Origin of the sequence: Shewanella sp. A32 (genome assembly GCF_029167175.1) — a bacterium.
In the GTDB taxonomy this organism is placed as follows: domain Bacteria; phylum Pseudomonadota; class Gammaproteobacteria; order Enterobacterales; family Shewanellaceae; genus Shewanella; species Shewanella yunxiaonensis.
The window spans coordinates 21,799-40,217 of sequence record NZ_JARFTS010000001.1 but is presented as its reverse complement, the minus strand read 5'-3'; the positions used below and the strand labels follow the sequence as shown (position 1 = coordinate 40,217).

Genomic DNA, 18,419 nt, shown 5'->3' with positions numbered 1-18,419 from the left:
CTCAAATTTTCCCGAAAAAATTTAGCAAATGCTCAGAGGCACCACTACCAAAAAACCATTCCACATTTATAAGATCATCTGATTTTTGCTTTATCACAGGATGTGGGGGACGAAACGACGAAATCATTATTCCGTGCCCTTTCACACCACCAAAATGTTTGGCAGTTTCACTCAGCTTCAAAACATGGTTCGCTTCAACCTTTCCACTTTTACACTCAATAATGAATAAGCGATATCCATCGGTACAAATAACATCAAACTCTTGATAACCTATATTTTCTTTAAACCCATCATGGTAATACTTAAAGTTATCGTTGGAGTCGACGTCCACAACAGACACCTCTAACCCAAGGCGTAAATCTTTTAGAACAGCAGATTCTTTTAAGGGAAGTAACACACTAAAAACATACACCTCTAGCCACTTACCCATCAGAAACTCAAGAAAATCAGGGAATTCATTAAACACAAATGACTTACCGCCAATTGTTAGCTTTGCTTGTTTATCAATTGTCAGTTCAGCGTAGAAATCATCGCCCCAACTCTTGAATGATTCATCAGAAATATAACTTTTCAGCTCACGATACTTTGACGCGATCAAGTTACGATTTTCCCAGATTATCTGAGAGGCATTAATAATTTCTCGAGAAAGTTCTTGTTCTGTAAGACCAGGCTTCGATACTGTTAATCCATCACCGTTCAACTTCAGAAATGTTTCAACCGAATCTATTGAAACAATCTCACTTTTAGTAAAACTATTAAGATTGATAACCTGTTTCTTTGAAAAATCGAAATAAAATGGCGTTGCATTTACCTTACGACAGGCGGCAAGCGCCCCTGCATACATCAACTTGGTTCCACCCGTTAAGTTAAAGCCGATCTTCGAATCAACAGGCATTTTCTCAATCAGATCCAAAATCGTGGTTCGGACATTCTCAGGGTCATATGGGTCCACCGCAATTTCATCGTATTCAGCTTCTCCAATAAACTGTTTCATGACATCGGCTGGAAACTGTGCGGAATTCACAAAGATATGCTTACTGCTTGAAAACTGGAGCACGCCAAGCAGGTTCGGCATCCGCTGTTCGCCGAACAGGTGAAAAATGGCATCATATTGGTCAGATTCCGTATTAGCTGTTCGAACCTGTATTCCATGCCATTCCAGCCACTCATTTGGCAGAACGATGCTTTCTGGAGGCCTTCCTGGGTGAGAAGATGCGATAAGGCGTTTTTTTAGCGTTGGGTGCCTCAGGGCCGCAAAAGCCCAGACGAAAGCCATAACCGGAGTCCCCGGACTCAGGTAGAGCGTAACGAGCTTTTCACCTTCAGATGCTGCAACCGCATGCAGGGATTGAGTCGCAGCCTCATAGATGCCCTCCGTGTCATTGAGATGCGTCAGCTCCACAGAGTGGAAACGCACATCGACCTTTTTACCGGCATCCCGAAGCTGTTTCTTTAGCCATTCATTAAAATGATGGTGCGCAGCCCCTGTATTTGAAAACAGGTCGACAAACTGTCTCGCAGCAGCCGGGTCAGAGCCTTCAACACCTGCAATTTTTTGCTGAAATTCATCAGCTTTGTTTTCGGATTTATCCGGGTGCGTAAAGCCGAGGATGATCACATCGGTGTAATCTTCCGCCAGCAAAGCTCCCAGAACGGGGCCGGTTGTCTGTTCCAGTCCTAGTGAGGCCCTGAAATCAGTCATTCCGTACCATGTCATTAAATATTTCTTCATAAACTTTCCCCATTTATGTATGGACGGAACCAACTAACCTGATTTTTCAAGCGATCGGCAAAGACAGCGCGATTGTCTGTTTCAAGTCCTTTAAATTTTCCTATTGCTCCACTGACGAACGAGCCAGCATCATCTTCATTCATGCAGAATCCGACGCGCATCTCAAAGAACCCAAGAAGGTCCTTGCACGATGAATTGCAGCGCCTCCAGTTATCCGCAAAGGCAATCACAAATGTCCCTTGCAGCGGGCCGTCTTCCAGAATTTTCTTCAGACTCTCTTGTGGTGAAGGTGGCTCATCTTTCTTCACTGGTCTAAAACTCGCCGGACCGGAGTGAAATTCCTTGGTCGAATCCAGTCCGTCAATAATCACAATTCTTTTTGATTGTTGTAATTCCCCGGAGATCTCGGCCAGATTCAGCGCGGGAACACTCTCGTGCTTTGAAACAGGTCTACTTCCGGAACCATCGAGATATTTTGATGCCCCCACCGGCACTATGGAGCGCCCGTTAAAGTAGATGATTTCATTGATGCCATTCTGAGCATCCAAGCTTTGAAGGATGGAGGCGAGCAGACCGTCGTGGATTACATCGTTATAGCCGGATATCAGTAAATTCGATGACGGTCGGTTAACCAGTGTCAGTGAGAGCGGCTCAGCTTCAAAACTCAAACGCTCACCAAGGTGCAGTTGCACCGCCTCATGGCTTTTTGAGTTGAACCAATCAGCTGCAGGCATTTCCGGCAGACGCGAGCCGTTGAATATTCTTGTTGAGCCGCAGTAACCACGTTGGTCTGCGATCTGAGTAATCTTGGTAATGTGATCCTTGCACAGCCCACGATCGGCAAATGGAATCAGAAACCGTTGATTTGCCGATTTTGCCCCGTTGGAATTGTTAATGATCCCCTCCGGAGGGCTGCTCAATTTGGAAGCCTCCCAGTTACTGTTGCCAAGAATCATCGCGGAATCTTCCTCGCTGCAGGCAAGAGCAATCCGGCAGCCGATCTGGCTTATCAGCTGGCCCATTGAAAGAGACTGGATTCCTTTCAGTGTCTGGGTGGCCAGCAGCACATGTATGCCGTAGGCCCGTCCTTGCCTCAGCAGCTGGTTCAACATTTTCTCTGCGGGTTCGGCCACTTGCCGCCCCTCAGAAAACAGGATCTGAAACTCATCGATAATCAGCAGGATACGCGGGAGTTCGGCCGCTGAAGATTCCCTGTATTCATAAAAGTCGCGGACAGCCCGGCTTTTGAACTCCTGAGCTCGTTTTTCAAGCTCCTCGGTCAAATGCGCCAGAACAGTTACCCCGTATTCGGGATCACTCTCTGTAGCCACCAGTTTTGCCTGAGGAAGCGGAGGCGAAGCATAAACACTGAATTCCGTGCCCTGCTTGTAATCCAGCAGGTAGATATTTAACTCCGAGGGTGAATACGTGTGGCAGAGGCTATGAATCAGAACATGAAGCAGGTTCGATTTTCCGGAGCCTGAACGCCCGGCCAGAAGAACATGGTGCTCTGTATTCACCCCGCCGATAGAGAAAGGAACGATCTCGCCATCCGCAGTCCAGCCGATCGGCACCTGTACGCCCTGAACAGCGTCGTATCCCCAGTAGTCCGAATTGCACCAGAGGTCAGTCAGGCTCTTGCTGAATTTCGCGCTCTGTTCATATCGGTCCGATATGGATGCCAGAAAATCGGTCAGCTCAGAACGTCCGGGCCAGAACTCCTGTTCCTCCACAACACTGATTTCAGAGACATGCTTGGTCAGTATCTCTGCCGGAACAATGGAATCCATTCTCTTGGAATATTTGTCTATCGCGGTGCGCAGCCCCGTAAACTTGCGGTCCTCCAGCCGACTTTCATCAATGGTCAAAACCGGAAGCACGCCGCAGACAGGGCCGTGTTCCAGAAGGAGGCCAAGGAACCAGAGGCTTTTGTCCGTCAACTGTTCCGGCACTCCGAAAATGAGCAACAGTTTATATGGTATGGGATTGCTGCTGTTTGCCTCGTTGTAGGCGGACCAGCTCTTGATCTCTCCCTTGAATTTATTCTGAAGCAGATCCTCAACATAGTCCGTTAACCGGGCCAACGCATTTTCCAGTTCGTCCGACCGGGTCAGCAATCGCTGCTCGGGAAAGAGCCGTTTTACTTTCAACAGGGAAAGAAACGGGTCCAGAGAAGTGCCCAATCTCAGCGGATCTGCAGCGGTAATTTCAACATTGCCGACCGGCATGCAGTGCATCAGCCGAAGCATCAGCTGGTGAATCAACCGGTGTCCTGTAGTCTGATCAGGAAGCCAGAGCGATTTCTTAAAAGGAAAAGGGATCAACCGTGGGATATAACCTTTCCAGTTCTGATAGGTAAGGTACATGCGCCCGAACGCCAGAGCGTCAGGGAAATGGATGCCCGTGTTGATATTTTCGGCTGTTAACTCATTCAGATGCGGCTGACGCAGGCGGACCCTTTTACACAGATCATCAAGATTTTTCAGGGCCGAAACCCATTCCTTCTCAAACTCCTCGTGCACCCGATGTTTTCTCTCGCGAATCTGCTCTTTTTTTGACTTGAAAGCATTCAGCGCGTCGTTTCTTTTTCTGGCTCCAGCGAGTTTGGAATCACTCAATCGCTTAATTTTGGTCTGGATACCGGCAAGCTCAACTTTCAGGTCATTCTGGCGATTCTCCAAACCAGCCTTTCGAGAGCTGAGTTTGGATTTGGTTTTGATTAAATCATCTTTGCCAAGCTCATTCTTTTGAATCTCTCTCTGGATTCTTTCAGATTCCTCACGTTCAGCATCACCGAATACATATTTTACGATTGAAATTAAGATGGGGCGCTGGCTGATCTCACGGTCAAGCCTGTCCTTATCACTCGCGAGATCGGAAATGGCTTTTTCAATCTGCTTTATATGATCCTCTACGCTGCGGATCTCATTGCTTAGCGATTGCAGATCCTTCTGCAACCCTGTCTCTTTATCATGCAGCGCAGCCAGTTCGCCTCTTTCCGCAGAGTCGCTGACAGCCCTGAGATTTCCCACAGTTCTGTCGCAGTCCTGCTCCGATTGCTTCAGTTCAGTTTGAAGTTGGCGGTAGGTATCTTCCTTCCTTAGAATCGCCTTATTCATTGCGCCAACCGCATCGAACAGACGTTTAGGCATGGAATCCCTGTTTTTCCGGCTATTACTCATGACCCATGCTTCCTATTGATTGCAGTTCTCCAGTTAGCTGATCAATCTCGGCGGCTCGGGTCTGAAACAATTCTCCCATTTGTTGAAGGCCGGAGATGTCCTGCAAAAGGGGCTCGAAAACGTCTGAGACAATAGACTGACCAAACTCGTCTCTGACGGTGTCGGAAAATTTGCCCATCTGCTGTGAAGTCACATTAAATAGATCATCAAACATCGACATCCTCCTGTTCAAACGGTAGTTGGAGGACGACTCCATCAGCCTTTAATGCCTGCTCAATAACCCCTAAAACATCCGCAAATGATTCAGCCACACCTGCTGTAATAATCGTTTCGAGTTGCGGCTTGGCCATGATGTAGTCGGACTTGAAATCGTTATCAGAGTTTCTGACCTTTTCAATCAGCTGGTGCCAGTATTCTTCCGGTAAGGACAGGGAATACTCGCTATCTGTTAGCGAGACCAGTTCTTCCGTGAGTTGGTCAACAGCACTCATCTCACCTGCCTCCATAGCGTTCTGGAGCTTGGAGGAAAGATCCTGAGCTTTGCTGGTGTGTTCACTTGGTATCAGAGCGATTTTAATTTTCATGAGCTCCTCCGTTATTTGCATTGGAACCGGTCACCATGTCCCAGCAGGCTTTGTCGATCTCGGCTTTTGTCGGGAGCATTCCTATTAATGGCGATCCGGCACTCCGAAGGGCTTCACGCAGCTCTTCTTCCTGTTCTGGAGTTAAATCCTTGATGTCGCGTGAACATATCGTCATCGACGCATTGGCTTCCTGATGTCCACCGGACTGGAATACCATGTGGTCTTTCTGAGAATAGAGATACGAAGCCCGGCCGCATTTCACTTCAATGGCGATAGAGCCTCCAGCCGGAGCACTCATGCCTTCACCACGACCGAGAATAACCGGCACTTTCAGATCTTCGATGATCAGGTCGGTTTTTGTGAATCTGCCGTCCTCAAACGTGGTCCGGGCCTGCGTGTCCGCTTTATGTCCGAGCGGACTCAGCGCCTGTTCCACAATTTTTTCGCCACAGTAGCCACTTAGGTTTCGGCGGATCTTAAGCTGAACCGCATGCCTTTCAGCAGGACCGTTGGCGGCTTCGAGCTGGCTTCTGTAGTCGGCAACCTTGGCTCTGAATGCCGGGTCACGATCGGCGAGATACTCGAAATAGTAGCGCTGCTGTTCGACAGATAGATTCAGCCGAGAATGCAGCTCCTTTGGCGTAACCGGCTTACTTGGGTCCGGAGTCCATTTCAGCCATGAATAAAATTCCGCCGCTGGCGGGTGCGTATCGAGATAGGCGTTGAGCGCTGCCTTGGCGCTTTCAAGTCGTGCTTTTCCTGTTTCAAGGTGAGCCGCCGCACTGGCAAGCCGGACTGCACACTCCGTTTGCACTGTTTCCGCCAGCTGAGTTGCCATATCAAGACACTGCCGGGCCATTTCATTTCGCTGCTCCATCTGCATGCGATGGTCTTTCGCAGCTTCCAAAGCTTCCTCAGCAGCCGCAACAGCGGATTCCGCTTCTGCAACGGCTGATTCTGCGGCGGCTACATCTCCCTCTTCAGATGAACAGTTGGGCGGTTCATAGTTGCCGTCCTCATCATAGCTGCCACTCGCTTCGCAGGCGGAAAGAGATGAACAAGCGGAACTCAACTGCTCATTGGCTGAAACAAGCTGCTCATTAGCCTGTTCCAGCTGCTTCCCGGCCTCCATTTCGGCTTCCATCGCAGCATCCAGCAGTTGAGCGCTGTTGTCGGCCTCCTGCTGTGCTTCAGCCAACTTGGCTTCTGCCGCAGCAATCTGGGCCTGACAGGCACTCTCCATGGAGTCATAGGCCGACTGAAGTCCGGCAATTGCCTCCTCGAGATTCTCAACTTGTCCAACGGATACGTACGCCATTCCCCACCTTAACTCTGTAAATAATCTCTTAAACGTGAAGCCAGAGCGTGAAGATATGGAACCTGTTCCGATGCGTTCGCCTCAAAATGAGAAAGCTGCTGCACCAGCGCGTTATAGTCCTCTTCAAAACTCGCTCGCTTTTCATCCTGCCAGGTATCCCCAAGGGCACCAAAGCTATGATTCAAACCGTTAACCGCTTCATTCAACGTGTCGATGAACTGCGTCAGAGACTGCGCGAAACAGTCAAGTTCATCAGGGTCGCCAATTGCCTGTGGCATGATTCACCTCCAAATTTTTGTTTACCAGTAACCTTCATCATCGGATGAAGCGGTTGCATTTCCGGCTGTAGCCGACTTCACACTGCCACCGTCCAGTTTGATCTCCGACGGGGCCGGCACCACGTTAGGGTTCTTGGACTGGGTACGCATGGTCACCGACATGGTTACTCGCTGAAAAAACTCATGCAGCTGCCCGGCGTTTTCCGCATAGAAAAGGTCATGGGGCGTGCCCTCGATAAAACGCTTAAGAACCGTCTCATCTGCATCACGTCCGATAGCCATTGCCATGCGGTCACATTTGGAAGAGCGTCCTTCGGAGATAAAATCCTCCAGCGGCCTTTCCCAGCTGTCATTAGGCTGCCCGTCTGAAACAAGAACGATCGTCGGACGGTAGGCACGGGACGGAGTGGTCTCCTTGTCCTCGATCATGGCCTTGGCCATCTTGAGGGCGGTTCCCATCGGGGTCATACCGTTTGCCTGCAGACCTTGCCACTGCACCTGAGAAGCCTTGGTGTAGGGAACCTGAAGCTCAACCTGATTGCCGAAAGTGATGACGGAAACAAGAATCTCCGTTTCCATCTTTTCTTCCTGAGCAAAGGTATCCAGCATATCCTCGACGGCCTTGTTCAGGTTCTCGATTTTATCTCCGGACATACTGGAGCTGACATCCAGAAGCAGAACAACGGGAAGTGGTTTGGCGGTTGGGGTGGTAAACTTTTTAGGATCAAACATGGATCATCCTCATGATTAATTTGCTGGTTTCAATTTCAAACAATTCTCAATACTCGGGGAAAAACTCAGCGAGGTTTCTGCCTCCGACAAACACGTCACAGACAAGTCGACCACGATCCACTTTGTAAGCGGCCCTGAGTTCAACCTGCTGCCCATTGATAAGCTTTGACAAAGCATCCTTCACTTTCTGTCCTTTGGCCATATGCAACTCAGGCGCATTGTATCCAGCTGGACGGACTCTGGTTCCCGTCTCACCGTTCCATTTCCACTCTGGTGACACCGCGAAGGTATCACCGTCGATAATTGAAGTGACACTGAATACTGGCATCGTTGCTCCTTTTGCTTTTTCAACCAATTGCGTTTCTTTCTGCATATGGTCTTTAGCAACCGGTGTGCCAAATAATTCAAAACAGCGCAACATGCTGTTATTGCTGCATTTACGCAATCATCAGCAAGGGACAGGTATTGGCTGTATTTCAACTAAGGTTGATACAATTTCAACCGTGGTTTAAATTTATCGCTTAGTATTATTCAAAAACTTGTGCACCGCCTGAGGGGTTACACCTAACATTCTCGCTGCCTGACTCTGGTTGCCGTTCGCGGCCTCAAGCGCTCTCAAAATCATCTGCTTGCGGGCACTGCCGAGAAACTCATCCAAAGAAAATCCCTCGTAAGGCTCAGGCAAAGCATCCAATGGATCGGCATAGGTGATCGGTTCGGTAATAAGCAGGTCCGAGGCGTCCAGCACTTCCAGACGGCTCAGCCTCACAGAGCGCTCGATGACATTCTCAAGATCTCGAATATTCCCCTCCCAATTGTGGGCCTGCAGACGACTAAGTGCATCGGTAGTTAGTCGGCGATGTCTTTTCAAAGAAGTATTCAAACGATCTAGGATATTGAGTACCAGTTTGGGAATATCTGAACGTCGCTCACGCAAAGAAGGCAGTTTGATCTCACCGACATTCAGCCGGTAATAGAGGTCCTCCCGGAAGCTGCCTTGGCGGATTTGCTTACGAAGCTCTCGGTTGGTGGCCGCAACAATCCGAACGTCAACGGCATGCCCCTTACTATGTCCGATCGGTTCGACGATACCATCCTGAAGCACCCTCAAAAGTTTAGCCTGAGCAGGCAGAGGCAATTCTCCAAGCTCGTCGAGAAACAGCGTCCCCTTGTCAGCCGCATCAAATTTTCCGGTCTGGTCGTTAACCGCTCCGGTGAAGGCACCTTTTTTGTGTCCAAAAAGAATGCTTTCAACAAGATCCTCAGGGATTGCAGCGCAGTTTACAGCGACAAAGGTTTCCTGTGGACGACCACTCAATGCATGGACATAGCGGGCAAACAATTCTTTTCCGGTGCCGGTTTCACCTGTGATCAAAATTGGAGCTAGCGATGAGGCCAGCATGGCACCCATCTCAAGGGCTTTGAGCATAGCCGGATGATCTCCGACAATCCCGAGCTGTGCTCTGACCGAATCCACATCCATCTCATGTTCATCAATTGTGAAGCTGGAGGATTTGAATCTGACCGAAGGAAACTCATCGGATGATAGCTCTATCTCACTGAGCAGTGGTCGGTCCTTAGTTACAAACCGTGGAGGCCTTACGTGAAGAATCTTGGCAGGAATTTCACCTGATGCCGCCAGCAGCACCCAACAAGCATGCATTTGCGGTGTTCCCGACGCTACCGATATATAGAACTTTGCATGTTTATGCTCTTCTTGAATGGTGAGAGCGAACTCTTTCAATCCTCTGAAAATATCATGATAGTTAGTCGGATCTGATAACTTCATGTCCAAGACATGCACAATACATTGAGGATACAAATTCTTGATAGCTTCTTTTGTATTACTACTGGCCTCACGAGTAGTTGGAGTGTCAAACAAGTAAACGATCTGGAAGGTTCTGGCTTTTAACACACTAAGTATTGGGCCTGGTTGCTCTTCTTGCTCCACTAGACCTTTACTAAAAGGGTCATTAAACCCCGTAAAACTTAAAAGAATATTCATTATGCATCCTTGCCTTTCTCAATTAACCCCAAGCGCTTTAAACACAGCATCGACGGGATCTGCATAAAAGCTGATCTGGAATTTTGAGAACAACTCAGCAGGAACCGTTGGAATATCTGAGGCTGAGGCCATTGGGAGCAAAATACGCTTTGCGCCACTGTCCATAGCTAACTGAAGACTGCCTGCAAGATCTTGAACAGGATTGACGACACCACCTAAAGTCATCTCACCCAAAACAACCATCTGCTCTTGAATCGGTCGGTTCATCAGAATTGAACAGAACGCAATTAATGCAGCGAGCGATGACTTTGTACTTGGCCCCGTATTGTGGAGTTCAACAACATGGAGGTGATACTCATGATCAGAAAACTTCGCCGACGCACTGATTCTATTCAGGTTACCTTTGAAATAATCAAAGCCAACACGCACAGCTTCTTTCGCTGCGGTATTCGAACCAAGGCCAGACACTGAGTGTTTACCAGAACCAGCCATCATCTGGGTTTCATAGCGATATAACCCAAGCTGCCCAGTGCTTCCCTGAGTAACCAAGTGCACGACACCAGCGCGAGGTAAGCCCTCAGGAATTAGCTTGCTGCCACCTTGTTCCGGTACATTAACGAAGAACTCTTCTAATGACTCGTTATCGATGTAGCTAAAGTGCACATCAAAAAATTCCATTCCGCCAAGCTTTTTCAATTGCTCTTTGACTCTACGTCTAGTTTCCAGCGCATAGGTCAGGCAGGCTCTTACATCATCTTTTGTGTACTGTGCGTCGGGGTGTAGTAGCTTTAACAAGCCCGAAACAGTTCTGCGTACAGCAATTACATCACGCTGATTAAGGTTATTACCGAGTTTGAAGAACTTATCGATAGCATCCGCAAAACTTCTTTTGCGCATTTCACGCATGTATTCAGCAAGATAGTCTGTGATTAATCCGTAACTATTGGTGAAAAACTCAGGACGCATCTTCGGTATTTCCCATCCAGGAATATAGGAATGGAAACGGTCAAAAAAAGCAGTGTCAATCATGGCATCAGGAAAAGGTGCCAACAGATGACTGGTCTTCACCAGTGTCTCAACGCTTTGATTGATGTTACCGACGAATACCATGGAAGCCTTCGCTTCGATTGAATCACGACCACGGGCAAAAGACCCTGACGCCATATAATCTTTCATTATTTGGACGCCGTCTTTGTCTTTAAAGTTAATACCCGCTACTTCATCAAAGGCGACAACATCCCACATTCCGACCAACCCAACTTGGCGCGAGCTCATGTTATAGAACAAGTTCGCCACAGTTGTTTGTCCGCCCGAGACAAGCAATGAGTTTGGTGAGCACTCCTTGTAGACATGGCTTTTACCTGTCCCTCTTGGTCCGAGCTCACAAACGTTGTAGTTGTTTTCAACGAATGGGATCATGCGAGTGATAAGATGCCATTTCACCCGATGCTCTAAGTTGGTTGGCTCCATACCCACGGAACGAAGCAACACATCCATCCACTGATCGGTACTAAAATGTCTTCTGGTTGAAAACACCTCATCCATGTTCATGGACGGCATTTGTATCGGTTTTAAACTCATAATGGAGAAAGGTGATGTCTTCTGACCTTCCTCAAAGAAATACTGCACGGTAATAATGCACCAGATACCGCCAGTTAATAATTTTTCGTTGTCTTGTACAATTTTGGTCGGTACAAGGGCATCCTTGATACCAAGGTTCGACAAGGCAGCCTCATAGACGTCCTTTTTCTGATTGAGCTTAACGCTTACTTTGTCGATGATTTTAAACGTACCGCGCTCACGGATCAGTGACTTCACTTTCTCCGCTTCATCTGGCCTGACATAGTTCTCAGCCAAGATTTTTTTTACATTCTCAAGGCCTTGCATTACGACTTCGTCGTCATCCGACGCACAATACATGCCTAGCAAATACTCCAGCACGTATACAGGGACGTTAGCGCCTTCCTTCAATTGCTTTGTCAGATCTTTTCGAACGACACGGCCTTTAAAGTGCAGATTTAGCAACCCATCGAGATCTGAACTTTTCATGTCACGAATCTCCCTTTCAGACATGGAAATATCTGAGGGAATAACCTCACTAGGCGCTTCTGGTTCGACACCAGCCCCATCTACGTTCACTTGCATATTGGCAACATATATGTTCTGCGTAACATTTGCGGGAATTTCATGCTCTGCACCAATCCACTCTCCGGATTGGCCTTGATGGTCAATCAAATCTTTGTCGTTGTTACCGTTCATATATATTTACCCTTAGAAAAAATCATCTTGGAATGCCAAATCAATGGTTACCGCGTATTGGCTATAGCGCGTTCTCATTTCCGCATTCTCAAGAACTAATGTGTATTGAGCGTTCCTGTCGAACTGAGAGCCAATAAGCTTTAACCTAGCTTCGCGAGTACGCTCATCCATCACTTTACTCACGCTATCAAAGTTAATCGTTTCACGACTGGATACTTCATTACCTTGTGCATCGACGATATAGACATCCAACAACCGTGCGACAAAACGCTCGCCTACAGGGTCTGTCTGAATAAATCTGACCTTGTCGATATTGTTTACTAATTTGATGGGCTGAGTGGCTGCAACAACACCTACCGGTTGTTTCTCATGTTTTGCTGCTTGTTCTTTTTGCAGCTCGCGCACATGCAGTACCGGTACGCAGACTTCCTGTAGCATCGCTCCGCCGTGCACAAACTTGGCACCACCAACGAAGTGGAAGCGTTGAGCCGCTTTTGGAAGCAGGAACTCTGTATCACTAGAGCCATGAGCGGTATCGTTAATTGAGCCTTTCCAACAGGCTTCATCAGAAGGTAAGTTATTACCAACGATATAACGCTTCTTGGCTTCTATCGCGCCAGCAGGTTTGGTTTTCAACGAGGTTTTGTCAGCCGCTACAAGTGCTTTTTGTTGGAAGAGGAAGCCATGGTCAGCGGTGATCACAACTCGGCTGCCGTTTAGACGGTTGATGACCCTGCCAACAAGGTCTTTTAGCTCTTCAATGGCACTACGACAGGCTTCAAACGTTTTCTCTTCAGTTGCAGCCTTATCACCAATCGCATCAATGGTATCGTGATAGATATAAACTACTTCTACGTCTCGAACCTTGTCACGCCCCTCCTGGTTACTCCAGCTCATCAGTTCCTTAGAACTCACCGCCATGCCACCTACCTTCTGTAGGATGGTATTACGATTGTCTAAACCCTGTGAAGAAATACCATCCACATAAACAGCCGTGCCTTGTTCTGGCTGGTAACTGAGCGCCTTATGAGGCAATAATGCCGCCATCCCAAGTTGGGTATAACTCGGCAAAACGCCCAACTGCGTAGACACCTCAGCCTTAAATCGCTTCTCGTTGTTAATGATAGCGCCAAGCTCATTCGCAATTTCAAAACGCAGGGCATCAGAGATGATCACAAACACTCGTTTTGTCTGTTTCAGACTCAGTCGTGTGCGAACTTCTTTTTCATAGAAGTCATACTGGTGCGGTACGCCAGAAATCTGCCACTTTTCAAGTAATTTTTCATTGGCCAAGTGACGATCCCATGCAAGACCAAGCTCATATAAGTACCAGTTGGTATAAATGCTTTCGACTTCGTCGTCGAGCTGACGCAGTATGTCTGCACCTTTACTCAATACAGAGTGCACATGCTCATTGAACAAACGGTAAGCTTGGTCAAAACGATAAATGTCTGTGGTATAGGCGTCGTACATTGCTTTCGCGTTATCAAAGTGGAACCCGTCCACATAGCGATTTCGCAAGTGCATTAACTCTTCAGCGTTGCGGATAGCTTCATAAATTGCGAAGTATTCTTTGCGTGATAATGTCCAGTGGCTAGCAAGACGTCTTGATAAGACCGTATCAAACTGAACCCGGTCTAACGCTTTACTGCTATCGAGCAAATCACGAACTAAACCACGGATTATGGCCTGTTCCACAGCTTCGAACGTTTCGCATTCGATAAGCTCAACCGGATGGTACTGGCCAGCACGAGTCGAAATTTCCAACTGTTGGCTAAGCACCTTAGAGATGCTTTCGTAGTAAGCGGCGAAAGAGCGGCTGTCGCGCCAGCTCACCATAAACGCCAAGGCTGTCGCCCGGCCTGATGCGCTTTTTAGAACATTGTTAAGCAACCAATCGCGTTCAACACCTTCAATTTGGCTCCAGAATTCAGTACAGAATAATTTCAACACGAAGTCTGAGAAGGTTGGCTCTTCGACTGTATAGCCAAAACCCTCACTCAGATATGCCCAGAGTGAGGTCTCAAGATCAAACTTACTTAGCTGGCTCCACACTTGTTTAAAGGCATCGGGTTGGCCAAGGCTTTCATCTTCATATGAGCCGTCAGCGCCTGCGGCGGGCGCGTCTAGCGCCGTAGAGTAAGCGCGTAGTAACCCAAGCAGAATGTCCGACAAAGACGCAGAATCAGCTTTTACAACCACTGCCATCATCTTCCTGTCTAACGACAGTTCGTCTTCGTTTTCAGTCACCCACTTCTTTAAACCGGCTATGCGCTGTTTATTAGCAAAAAAGCTTTGGCGCTTACGAATGTGCGTACGAAGCGCCATTTTCGGGATACCTAATTCATTAAGCAGCATTGAGCTGTGATCAGCAAAAAACTGCTCGCTATACAAACGCACGTCTAGCAACCAATCACGATCAGGCTCTGGCTCAGCGCTTGGAAAATAGATAAGGAATTTAGCTTCACGCTCATCTACTTCAATGCGTTTTTTCACTGCCAATACAGACTCATTGCCCATATTGAGGATGGTCAAATCATTTGGCAGTACCCTAGCAGTTATATCTGCCGCTTTATCACCTGATTCTTTTGTAAGCGATAAAGAATTAGCTAAATGCTCAAGCTCTTCAGTAAAGCTTTGCTCTGGGTCGTACCAAAACACAATGCGGCTTTGTTCGAGCTTGGCAGCGACACCTTGTGCCAGTTCGCTAATCTGCATTAGTTAACCTCCGGGGCCGAACCGGTAATGGCCTTAACATCAGCCAACAGATCACCAAACTTGCCGTAATTCACTTTCACACCATCATCGAGATCCAGTGAAATACGCATATCGGCGTAGTGTTTTAGCTTGTCATCAAACTCTCGTAGCTCGACCTGTTTCTTGATTAAAGCATCCAACTCTTTCTTGAAGCGGTTCGCTTCACTGGTCGAGTCTGCCGTTTCGATCTGCTTCTCAAGCTGCTCTGCATAAGCGTCGTATTTGCCTAGTAACGGGGTGACATACTCGGTACGCATACGAGAAAGCGTGCCCTCATTGTAACGGTGCAAATACACCAAGCACTCAAAAGCCTTCTGTTTACCTGAGCTAAACAGCCAATAAATAGGGCGTTTTTTGTAAGTCTTCAGGTGGTCTTTATAGAACTGAGTCGATAAATAGCGGCGGATCGTCTCAAGAGCTGATTCAGATTTTTTCGGTTTAATGGCATTTAGGCATAGTGATTCGGCAACAAAATCCAGGTTTTCTTGCAAGTGTTCTTCACCCCAAACAACTTGGACAAACTCACGGAAGCGGTTGGTGGCATCATCTTTGAACCATTCTTGGTCAGTTAGTGGAATAATGCCGTCTTCGTCGGCACCGAAAGACTGGTAAACACCTTCGGCAACGAGTTTATCAAAGCCTTCGTTGCCTGAGTGGGCATAAACTAAGCCTTCACGATCGAGGGAATAGCGCCCCATCATTACACCAAATGTATAACTTATTAACTTTTCGACGAAAATCGATGGTTCAACTTTATCGGAACAGGATTTTGTAAGTTGTATCGACGGCTCCACAACCGGAAAACCAAAGATTTCGGAAAAAAGACGATCTGATTCGATTTCTAAATCTAATATCTTTTTAGAACGCTCTAACAAATTATGAGAGTACTTGAGAAAAGCAGACTTAATGCTCTTGGTTTCGTTCTTGACTAAGAAATAGGGATTAAAATTTATTGAAATTTCATTTTCATCCCACTTCATCTTAGCTAAATCATAAAGTTCTTTAAAGATACTATCATCTATATCTTTTAGTCGATTATTGTATATTAAATTATTAAAATCAGATGTTAGTTTATTCAGGGTTGGGTTCAGCAGATCAAGTTGCTCCTTAACAACTGTTGAATTTAAATACCCCAAAAGTATAAATTTATACTCGTCTTGAACTGGCATGAAGTTGCCAGCCTGATCATGTGCATAACCATCAAATAGTCTAATTGAAGGTATACCAGATGCTAAAGAGCTATAAACTAAGGACGGAGCAAAGAAAAGATTAGTATTTTGAGGTCTAGATCTTAGTTTTCCTCGACTATCGAAAAAATTCTTAATTTCATATCCATCATTTTCCCAGTAGACAACATGTTCACGATTTCCGAACCACTTACACTCTTCTCCTCCCTTATTATATAAAGCCCATTTATTAGCATCGTCTTTTGAAAGCTTTATGTCATGAAAGCTAACCTCAGGCCAATATCTAACGAACTTATCATTGTCACCTGTAGCCATTCCACGTTTGAATGAAGAAATGCTCCCTAGGTTCACATTTTTTTCAAATGCCTCTATCTGGTTTCTATCAGCCCAGTACGCTATTGGACTCCCTGGAATTTTTTTGAAGTCATCCTGAGCTGTCGCTGCAAATTCATTCTCTCTATTAAGCAATGCTTTTTGCTTTTCTTCTTCATTCCCATCAATCAGCCTATAAAAAGTAGGCTGGTATCTATTAATATGCTGATTTCGAATAATCCATGCTATAGTCTGTACAACCTCACCACTGATTTGACCAAAAGCACGGGCCCCCAAGTGAGCCATGGTAACAAATGAATGGTCTCCTAATAAATTGCCTCTTAGTTGCTCATAGCTAGACAAGAACATCCACGACTGCATGTTTATTTGAGCATTAAATCCATATTGCGATAGCAATTTAAATACTCGCTCCATAAAAATAGCAAACAAATCAGATTTACTATTTGGATAGTTTTCCTTAGCAAAATCTTTAAGGTCTGCATTCATACCCTTGCTCCCCATATACGGTGGGTTAGCAATAACGGCATCATAACGAATAGATAAAACCAAAGCCTGATGCACAATTTCAATCAATTGCTTCGCCGCAGGTTTTTGCATTGAGTCACCTGACTCTTGTAGCTCGACAAGCGTGCTCAACAGCTCTTTTAGCTGGTCATGCTCGTTGCTTGGTACATCAATCAATGAACCAAAGGTCTTAGCTTGGGTGAATCTTGCCAATGTTCGCGTCAGCAGTTGGTAGCGGTTGTCTGCATTGAACGAGCTTAAATCTTGCTCATCATCTGAGAACAAGCCTTGTGATGTGCCGCTTTGCCAACTTCCCGATAGGTTGAGTGCTCTCCATACGGTCGGCAGGTCAATATGGTTACTTTCCTGCAATGACAGTACATTGAGTCGCACATTACGGGTAAAAATACGCTTATCGTCATCTCTAGCCATCATCATCAGCGCAAAGCCAGATAGCTGTGCTGCACGATCATCTATGTCTAGGCCGTAGAGGTTGTTCTCCAAAATCATCTTTGGAATGTCACGAGAGCGGAAACCACGTTCTTCGTAGATGGCTTTTAGTACGTTGTAAGCTTCAATCAATATATGGCCCGAGCCACAAGCGGGATCAAGTACTTTGATGGTTTCAGGCTCGATGGATTCAGGCGTAATAGCTTTTAGCTGTTGGTTAACTTCGTCAGATTGTTCAGCAGGCTCAATGTAGTATTCCATCTGCGTTTTAATGGTAGAGTCTGGGTAGGTTTGCAGCCATTGACGACCGACTGAGTTTTGTACCAGGTACTTTACAATCCAGTTGGGTGTAAATAGCTGGGTGGCGGCAGGGATGTCTTCACTCTTGACCACCTTACCCATTACCTGATCTTTCTTTTCAGAAATGTAGAACTGGTAAAGCCAACCGATAACTTCTACCTGTTGCCAGTCCTCTTCAGGAATGCTGTCTACCAATCCACGCAGTATTGAGTCGGTACGTGTTAGATTGTCTGGTAGAAGAAGCTCAGTTTCATCGTCCAAAGCGTCGAATAAAAAAGGCATCGCTTCATGAAGCTTATGGCACTGGCCCAACAGCAGTTCACGATACAGCTCTTCGTCTTTGTTGCCCGCAAGCTTGAGTTCAATAATGCGAGCTCTATCTAACCCGAGTTCATCCGCAGCGTCTTGGGCATGGTCGATAATTTCAAAGCCTTTAGGGTTGTCTGGGTGCGACAAAACACGAAAACCGTGGCCTAGATAGTCATGGATTTCCATATAGCGAATAGCACACAGACGGTTGAACCAGGTATAAGCTACTTGTTCAATAAGTTGTGCATACCCAAGTTTCTGGCTTCTGGCTACTATGCGTTTTCTGGGCTCGGCCAGTTTACCGTCAAAACTGTTACCGGCGATTTGAAGCACAGAACCTTGTAGATTCGCTTCTGCAATTTGTAGCTCGCCCTTTTTATTCGCGGTGATACCAAAGGTATTTAATCGTTTAGCTACCGCATCCATAAATTCGCGGCGCGCTTTTGGTGCGTATTTTTTAATGTTGTTCGTATTCATATGATCTTGCGC

At 46.7% G+C, this 18,419-nt stretch carries 12 protein-coding genes; all 12 read right to left on the bottom strand.

Features of this window, described 5'->3' with window-relative positions:
* Position 1 precedes the first annotated feature (1 nt).
* The 12 genes from PY479_RS00145 to pglX all read right to left on the bottom strand — a co-directional run bounded on the left by PY479_RS00145 (position 2) and on the right by pglX (position 18,407).
* A complete protein-coding gene (locus tag PY479_RS00145; protein WP_275482478.1) occupies positions 2 to 1,732 on the bottom strand; it encodes a DUF1887 family CARF protein in 1,731 nt (576 codons plus the stop codon).
* Positions 1,729 to 4,884 (bottom strand): FtsK/SpoIIIE domain-containing protein, encoded by a 3,156-nt coding sequence (locus PY479_RS00140; RefSeq protein ID WP_275482477.1) that lies wholly within the window; start codon positions 4,882 to 4,884, stop codon positions 1,729 to 1,731. The genes PY479_RS00145 and PY479_RS00140 overlap by 4 nt, the downstream gene beginning before the upstream one ends.
* A gap of 22 nt (positions 4,885 to 4,906) precedes the next feature.
* Complete coding sequence (locus PY479_RS00135) at positions 4,907 to 5,128, bottom strand: hypothetical protein (protein ID WP_032475630.1); 222 nt, start codon at positions 5,126 to 5,128, stop codon at positions 4,907 to 4,909.
* Positions 5,121 to 5,498, bottom strand: a complete 378-nt coding sequence (locus PY479_RS00130; RefSeq protein WP_202594622.1) for a hypothetical protein — start codon at positions 5,496 to 5,498, stop codon at positions 5,121 to 5,123. The genes PY479_RS00135 and PY479_RS00130 overlap by 8 nt, the downstream gene beginning before the upstream one ends.
* The gene (locus PY479_RS00125; protein WP_275482476.1) at positions 5,488 to 6,816 is read right to left on the bottom strand and encodes a hypothetical protein; all 1,329 of its coding nucleotides are present in this window, start codon (positions 6,814 to 6,816) and stop codon (positions 5,488 to 5,490) included. The genes PY479_RS00130 and PY479_RS00125 overlap by 11 nt, the downstream gene beginning before the upstream one ends.
* Positions 6,817 to 6,824: 8 nt before the next feature.
* Positions 6,825 to 7,094 (bottom strand): WXG100 family type VII secretion target, encoded by a 270-nt coding sequence (locus PY479_RS00120; RefSeq protein WP_001963861.1) that lies wholly within the window; start codon positions 7,092 to 7,094, stop codon positions 6,825 to 6,827.
* Positions 7,095 to 7,115: 21 nt separating this feature from the next.
* Positions 7,116 to 7,826, bottom strand: a complete 711-nt coding sequence (locus tag PY479_RS00115) for a VWA domain-containing protein (protein WP_001963860.1) — start codon at positions 7,824 to 7,826, stop codon at positions 7,116 to 7,118.
* A gap of 46 nt (positions 7,827 to 7,872) precedes the next feature.
* The gene (locus PY479_RS00110) at positions 7,873 to 8,247 is read right to left on the bottom strand and encodes a hypothetical protein (protein WP_275482475.1); all 375 of its coding nucleotides are present in this window, start codon (positions 8,245 to 8,247) and stop codon (positions 7,873 to 7,875) included.
* Between the two features lie 93 nt (positions 8,248 to 8,340).
* Positions 8,341 to 9,831 carry an RNA repair transcriptional activator RtcR family protein gene (locus tag PY479_RS00105; RefSeq protein WP_275482474.1) on the bottom strand — a complete coding sequence of 497 codons (1,491 nt, stop codon included), beginning with the start codon at positions 9,829 to 9,831 and terminating at the stop codon, positions 8,341 to 8,343.
* An 18-nt stretch (positions 9,832 to 9,849) separates the two neighbouring features.
* Entirely contained in the window at positions 9,850 to 12,090 is a 2,241-nt protein-coding gene (brxL, locus tag PY479_RS00100) for a protease Lon-related BREX system protein BrxL (RefSeq protein ID WP_275482473.1), read from the bottom strand.
* 12 nt (positions 12,091 to 12,102) lie between these two features.
* Positions 12,103 to 14,808 (bottom strand): BREX-1 system phosphatase PglZ type A, encoded by a 2,706-nt coding sequence (pglZ, locus tag PY479_RS00095; protein WP_275482472.1) that lies wholly within the window; start codon positions 14,806 to 14,808, stop codon positions 12,103 to 12,105.
* Positions 14,808 to 18,407 (bottom strand): BREX-1 system adenine-specific DNA-methyltransferase PglX, encoded by a 3,600-nt coding sequence (gene pglX / locus PY479_RS00090; protein WP_275482471.1) that lies wholly within the window; start codon positions 18,405 to 18,407, stop codon positions 14,808 to 14,810. Before pglX ends, pglZ begins: the two co-directional genes overlap by 1 nt.
* Positions 18,408 to 18,419 lie beyond the last annotated feature (12 nt).

What these genes read in the sequence shown, in the direction of transcription:
- PY479_RS00145 (WP_275482478.1), bottom strand. Translation starts at nt 1,732, where the DNA reads ATGAAGAAATATTTAATGACATGGTACGGAATGACTGATTTCAGGGCC.
- PY479_RS00140 (WP_275482477.1), bottom strand. Translation starts at nt 4,884, where the DNA reads ATGCCTAAACGTCTGTTCGATGCGGTTGGCGCAATGAATAAGGCGATT.
- PY479_RS00135 (WP_032475630.1), bottom strand. Translation starts at nt 5,128, where the DNA reads ATGTTTGATGATCTATTTAATGTGACTTCACAGCAGATGGGCAAATTT.
- PY479_RS00130 (WP_202594622.1), bottom strand. Translation starts at nt 5,498, where the DNA reads ATGAAAATTAAAATCGCTCTGATACCAAGTGAACACACCAGCAAAGCT.
- PY479_RS00125 (WP_275482476.1), bottom strand. Translation starts at nt 6,816, where the DNA reads ATGGCGTACGTATCCGTTGGACAAGTTGAGAATCTCGAGGAGGCAATT.
- PY479_RS00120 (WP_001963861.1), bottom strand. Translation starts at nt 7,094, where the DNA reads ATGCCACAGGCAATTGGCGACCCTGATGAACTTGACTGTTTCGCGCAG.
- PY479_RS00115 (WP_001963860.1), bottom strand. Translation starts at nt 7,826, where the DNA reads ATGTTTGATCCTAAAAAGTTTACCACCCCAACCGCCAAACCACTTCCC.
- PY479_RS00110 (WP_275482475.1), bottom strand. Translation starts at nt 8,247, where the DNA reads ATGTTGCGCTGTTTTGAATTATTTGGCACACCGGTTGCTAAAGACCAT.
- PY479_RS00105 (WP_275482474.1), bottom strand. Translation starts at nt 9,831, where the DNA reads ATGAATATTCTTTTAAGTTTTACGGGGTTTAATGACCCTTTTAGTAAA.
- brxL (WP_275482473.1), bottom strand. Translation starts at nt 12,090, where the DNA reads ATGAACGGTAACAACGACAAAGATTTGATTGACCATCAAGGCCAATCC.
- pglZ (WP_275482472.1), bottom strand. Translation starts at nt 14,808, where the DNA reads ATGCAGATTAGCGAACTGGCACAAGGTGTCGCTGCCAAGCTCGAACAA.
- pglX (WP_275482471.1), bottom strand. Translation starts at nt 18,407, where the DNA reads ATGAATACGAACAACATTAAAAAATACGCACCAAAAGCGCGCCGCGAA.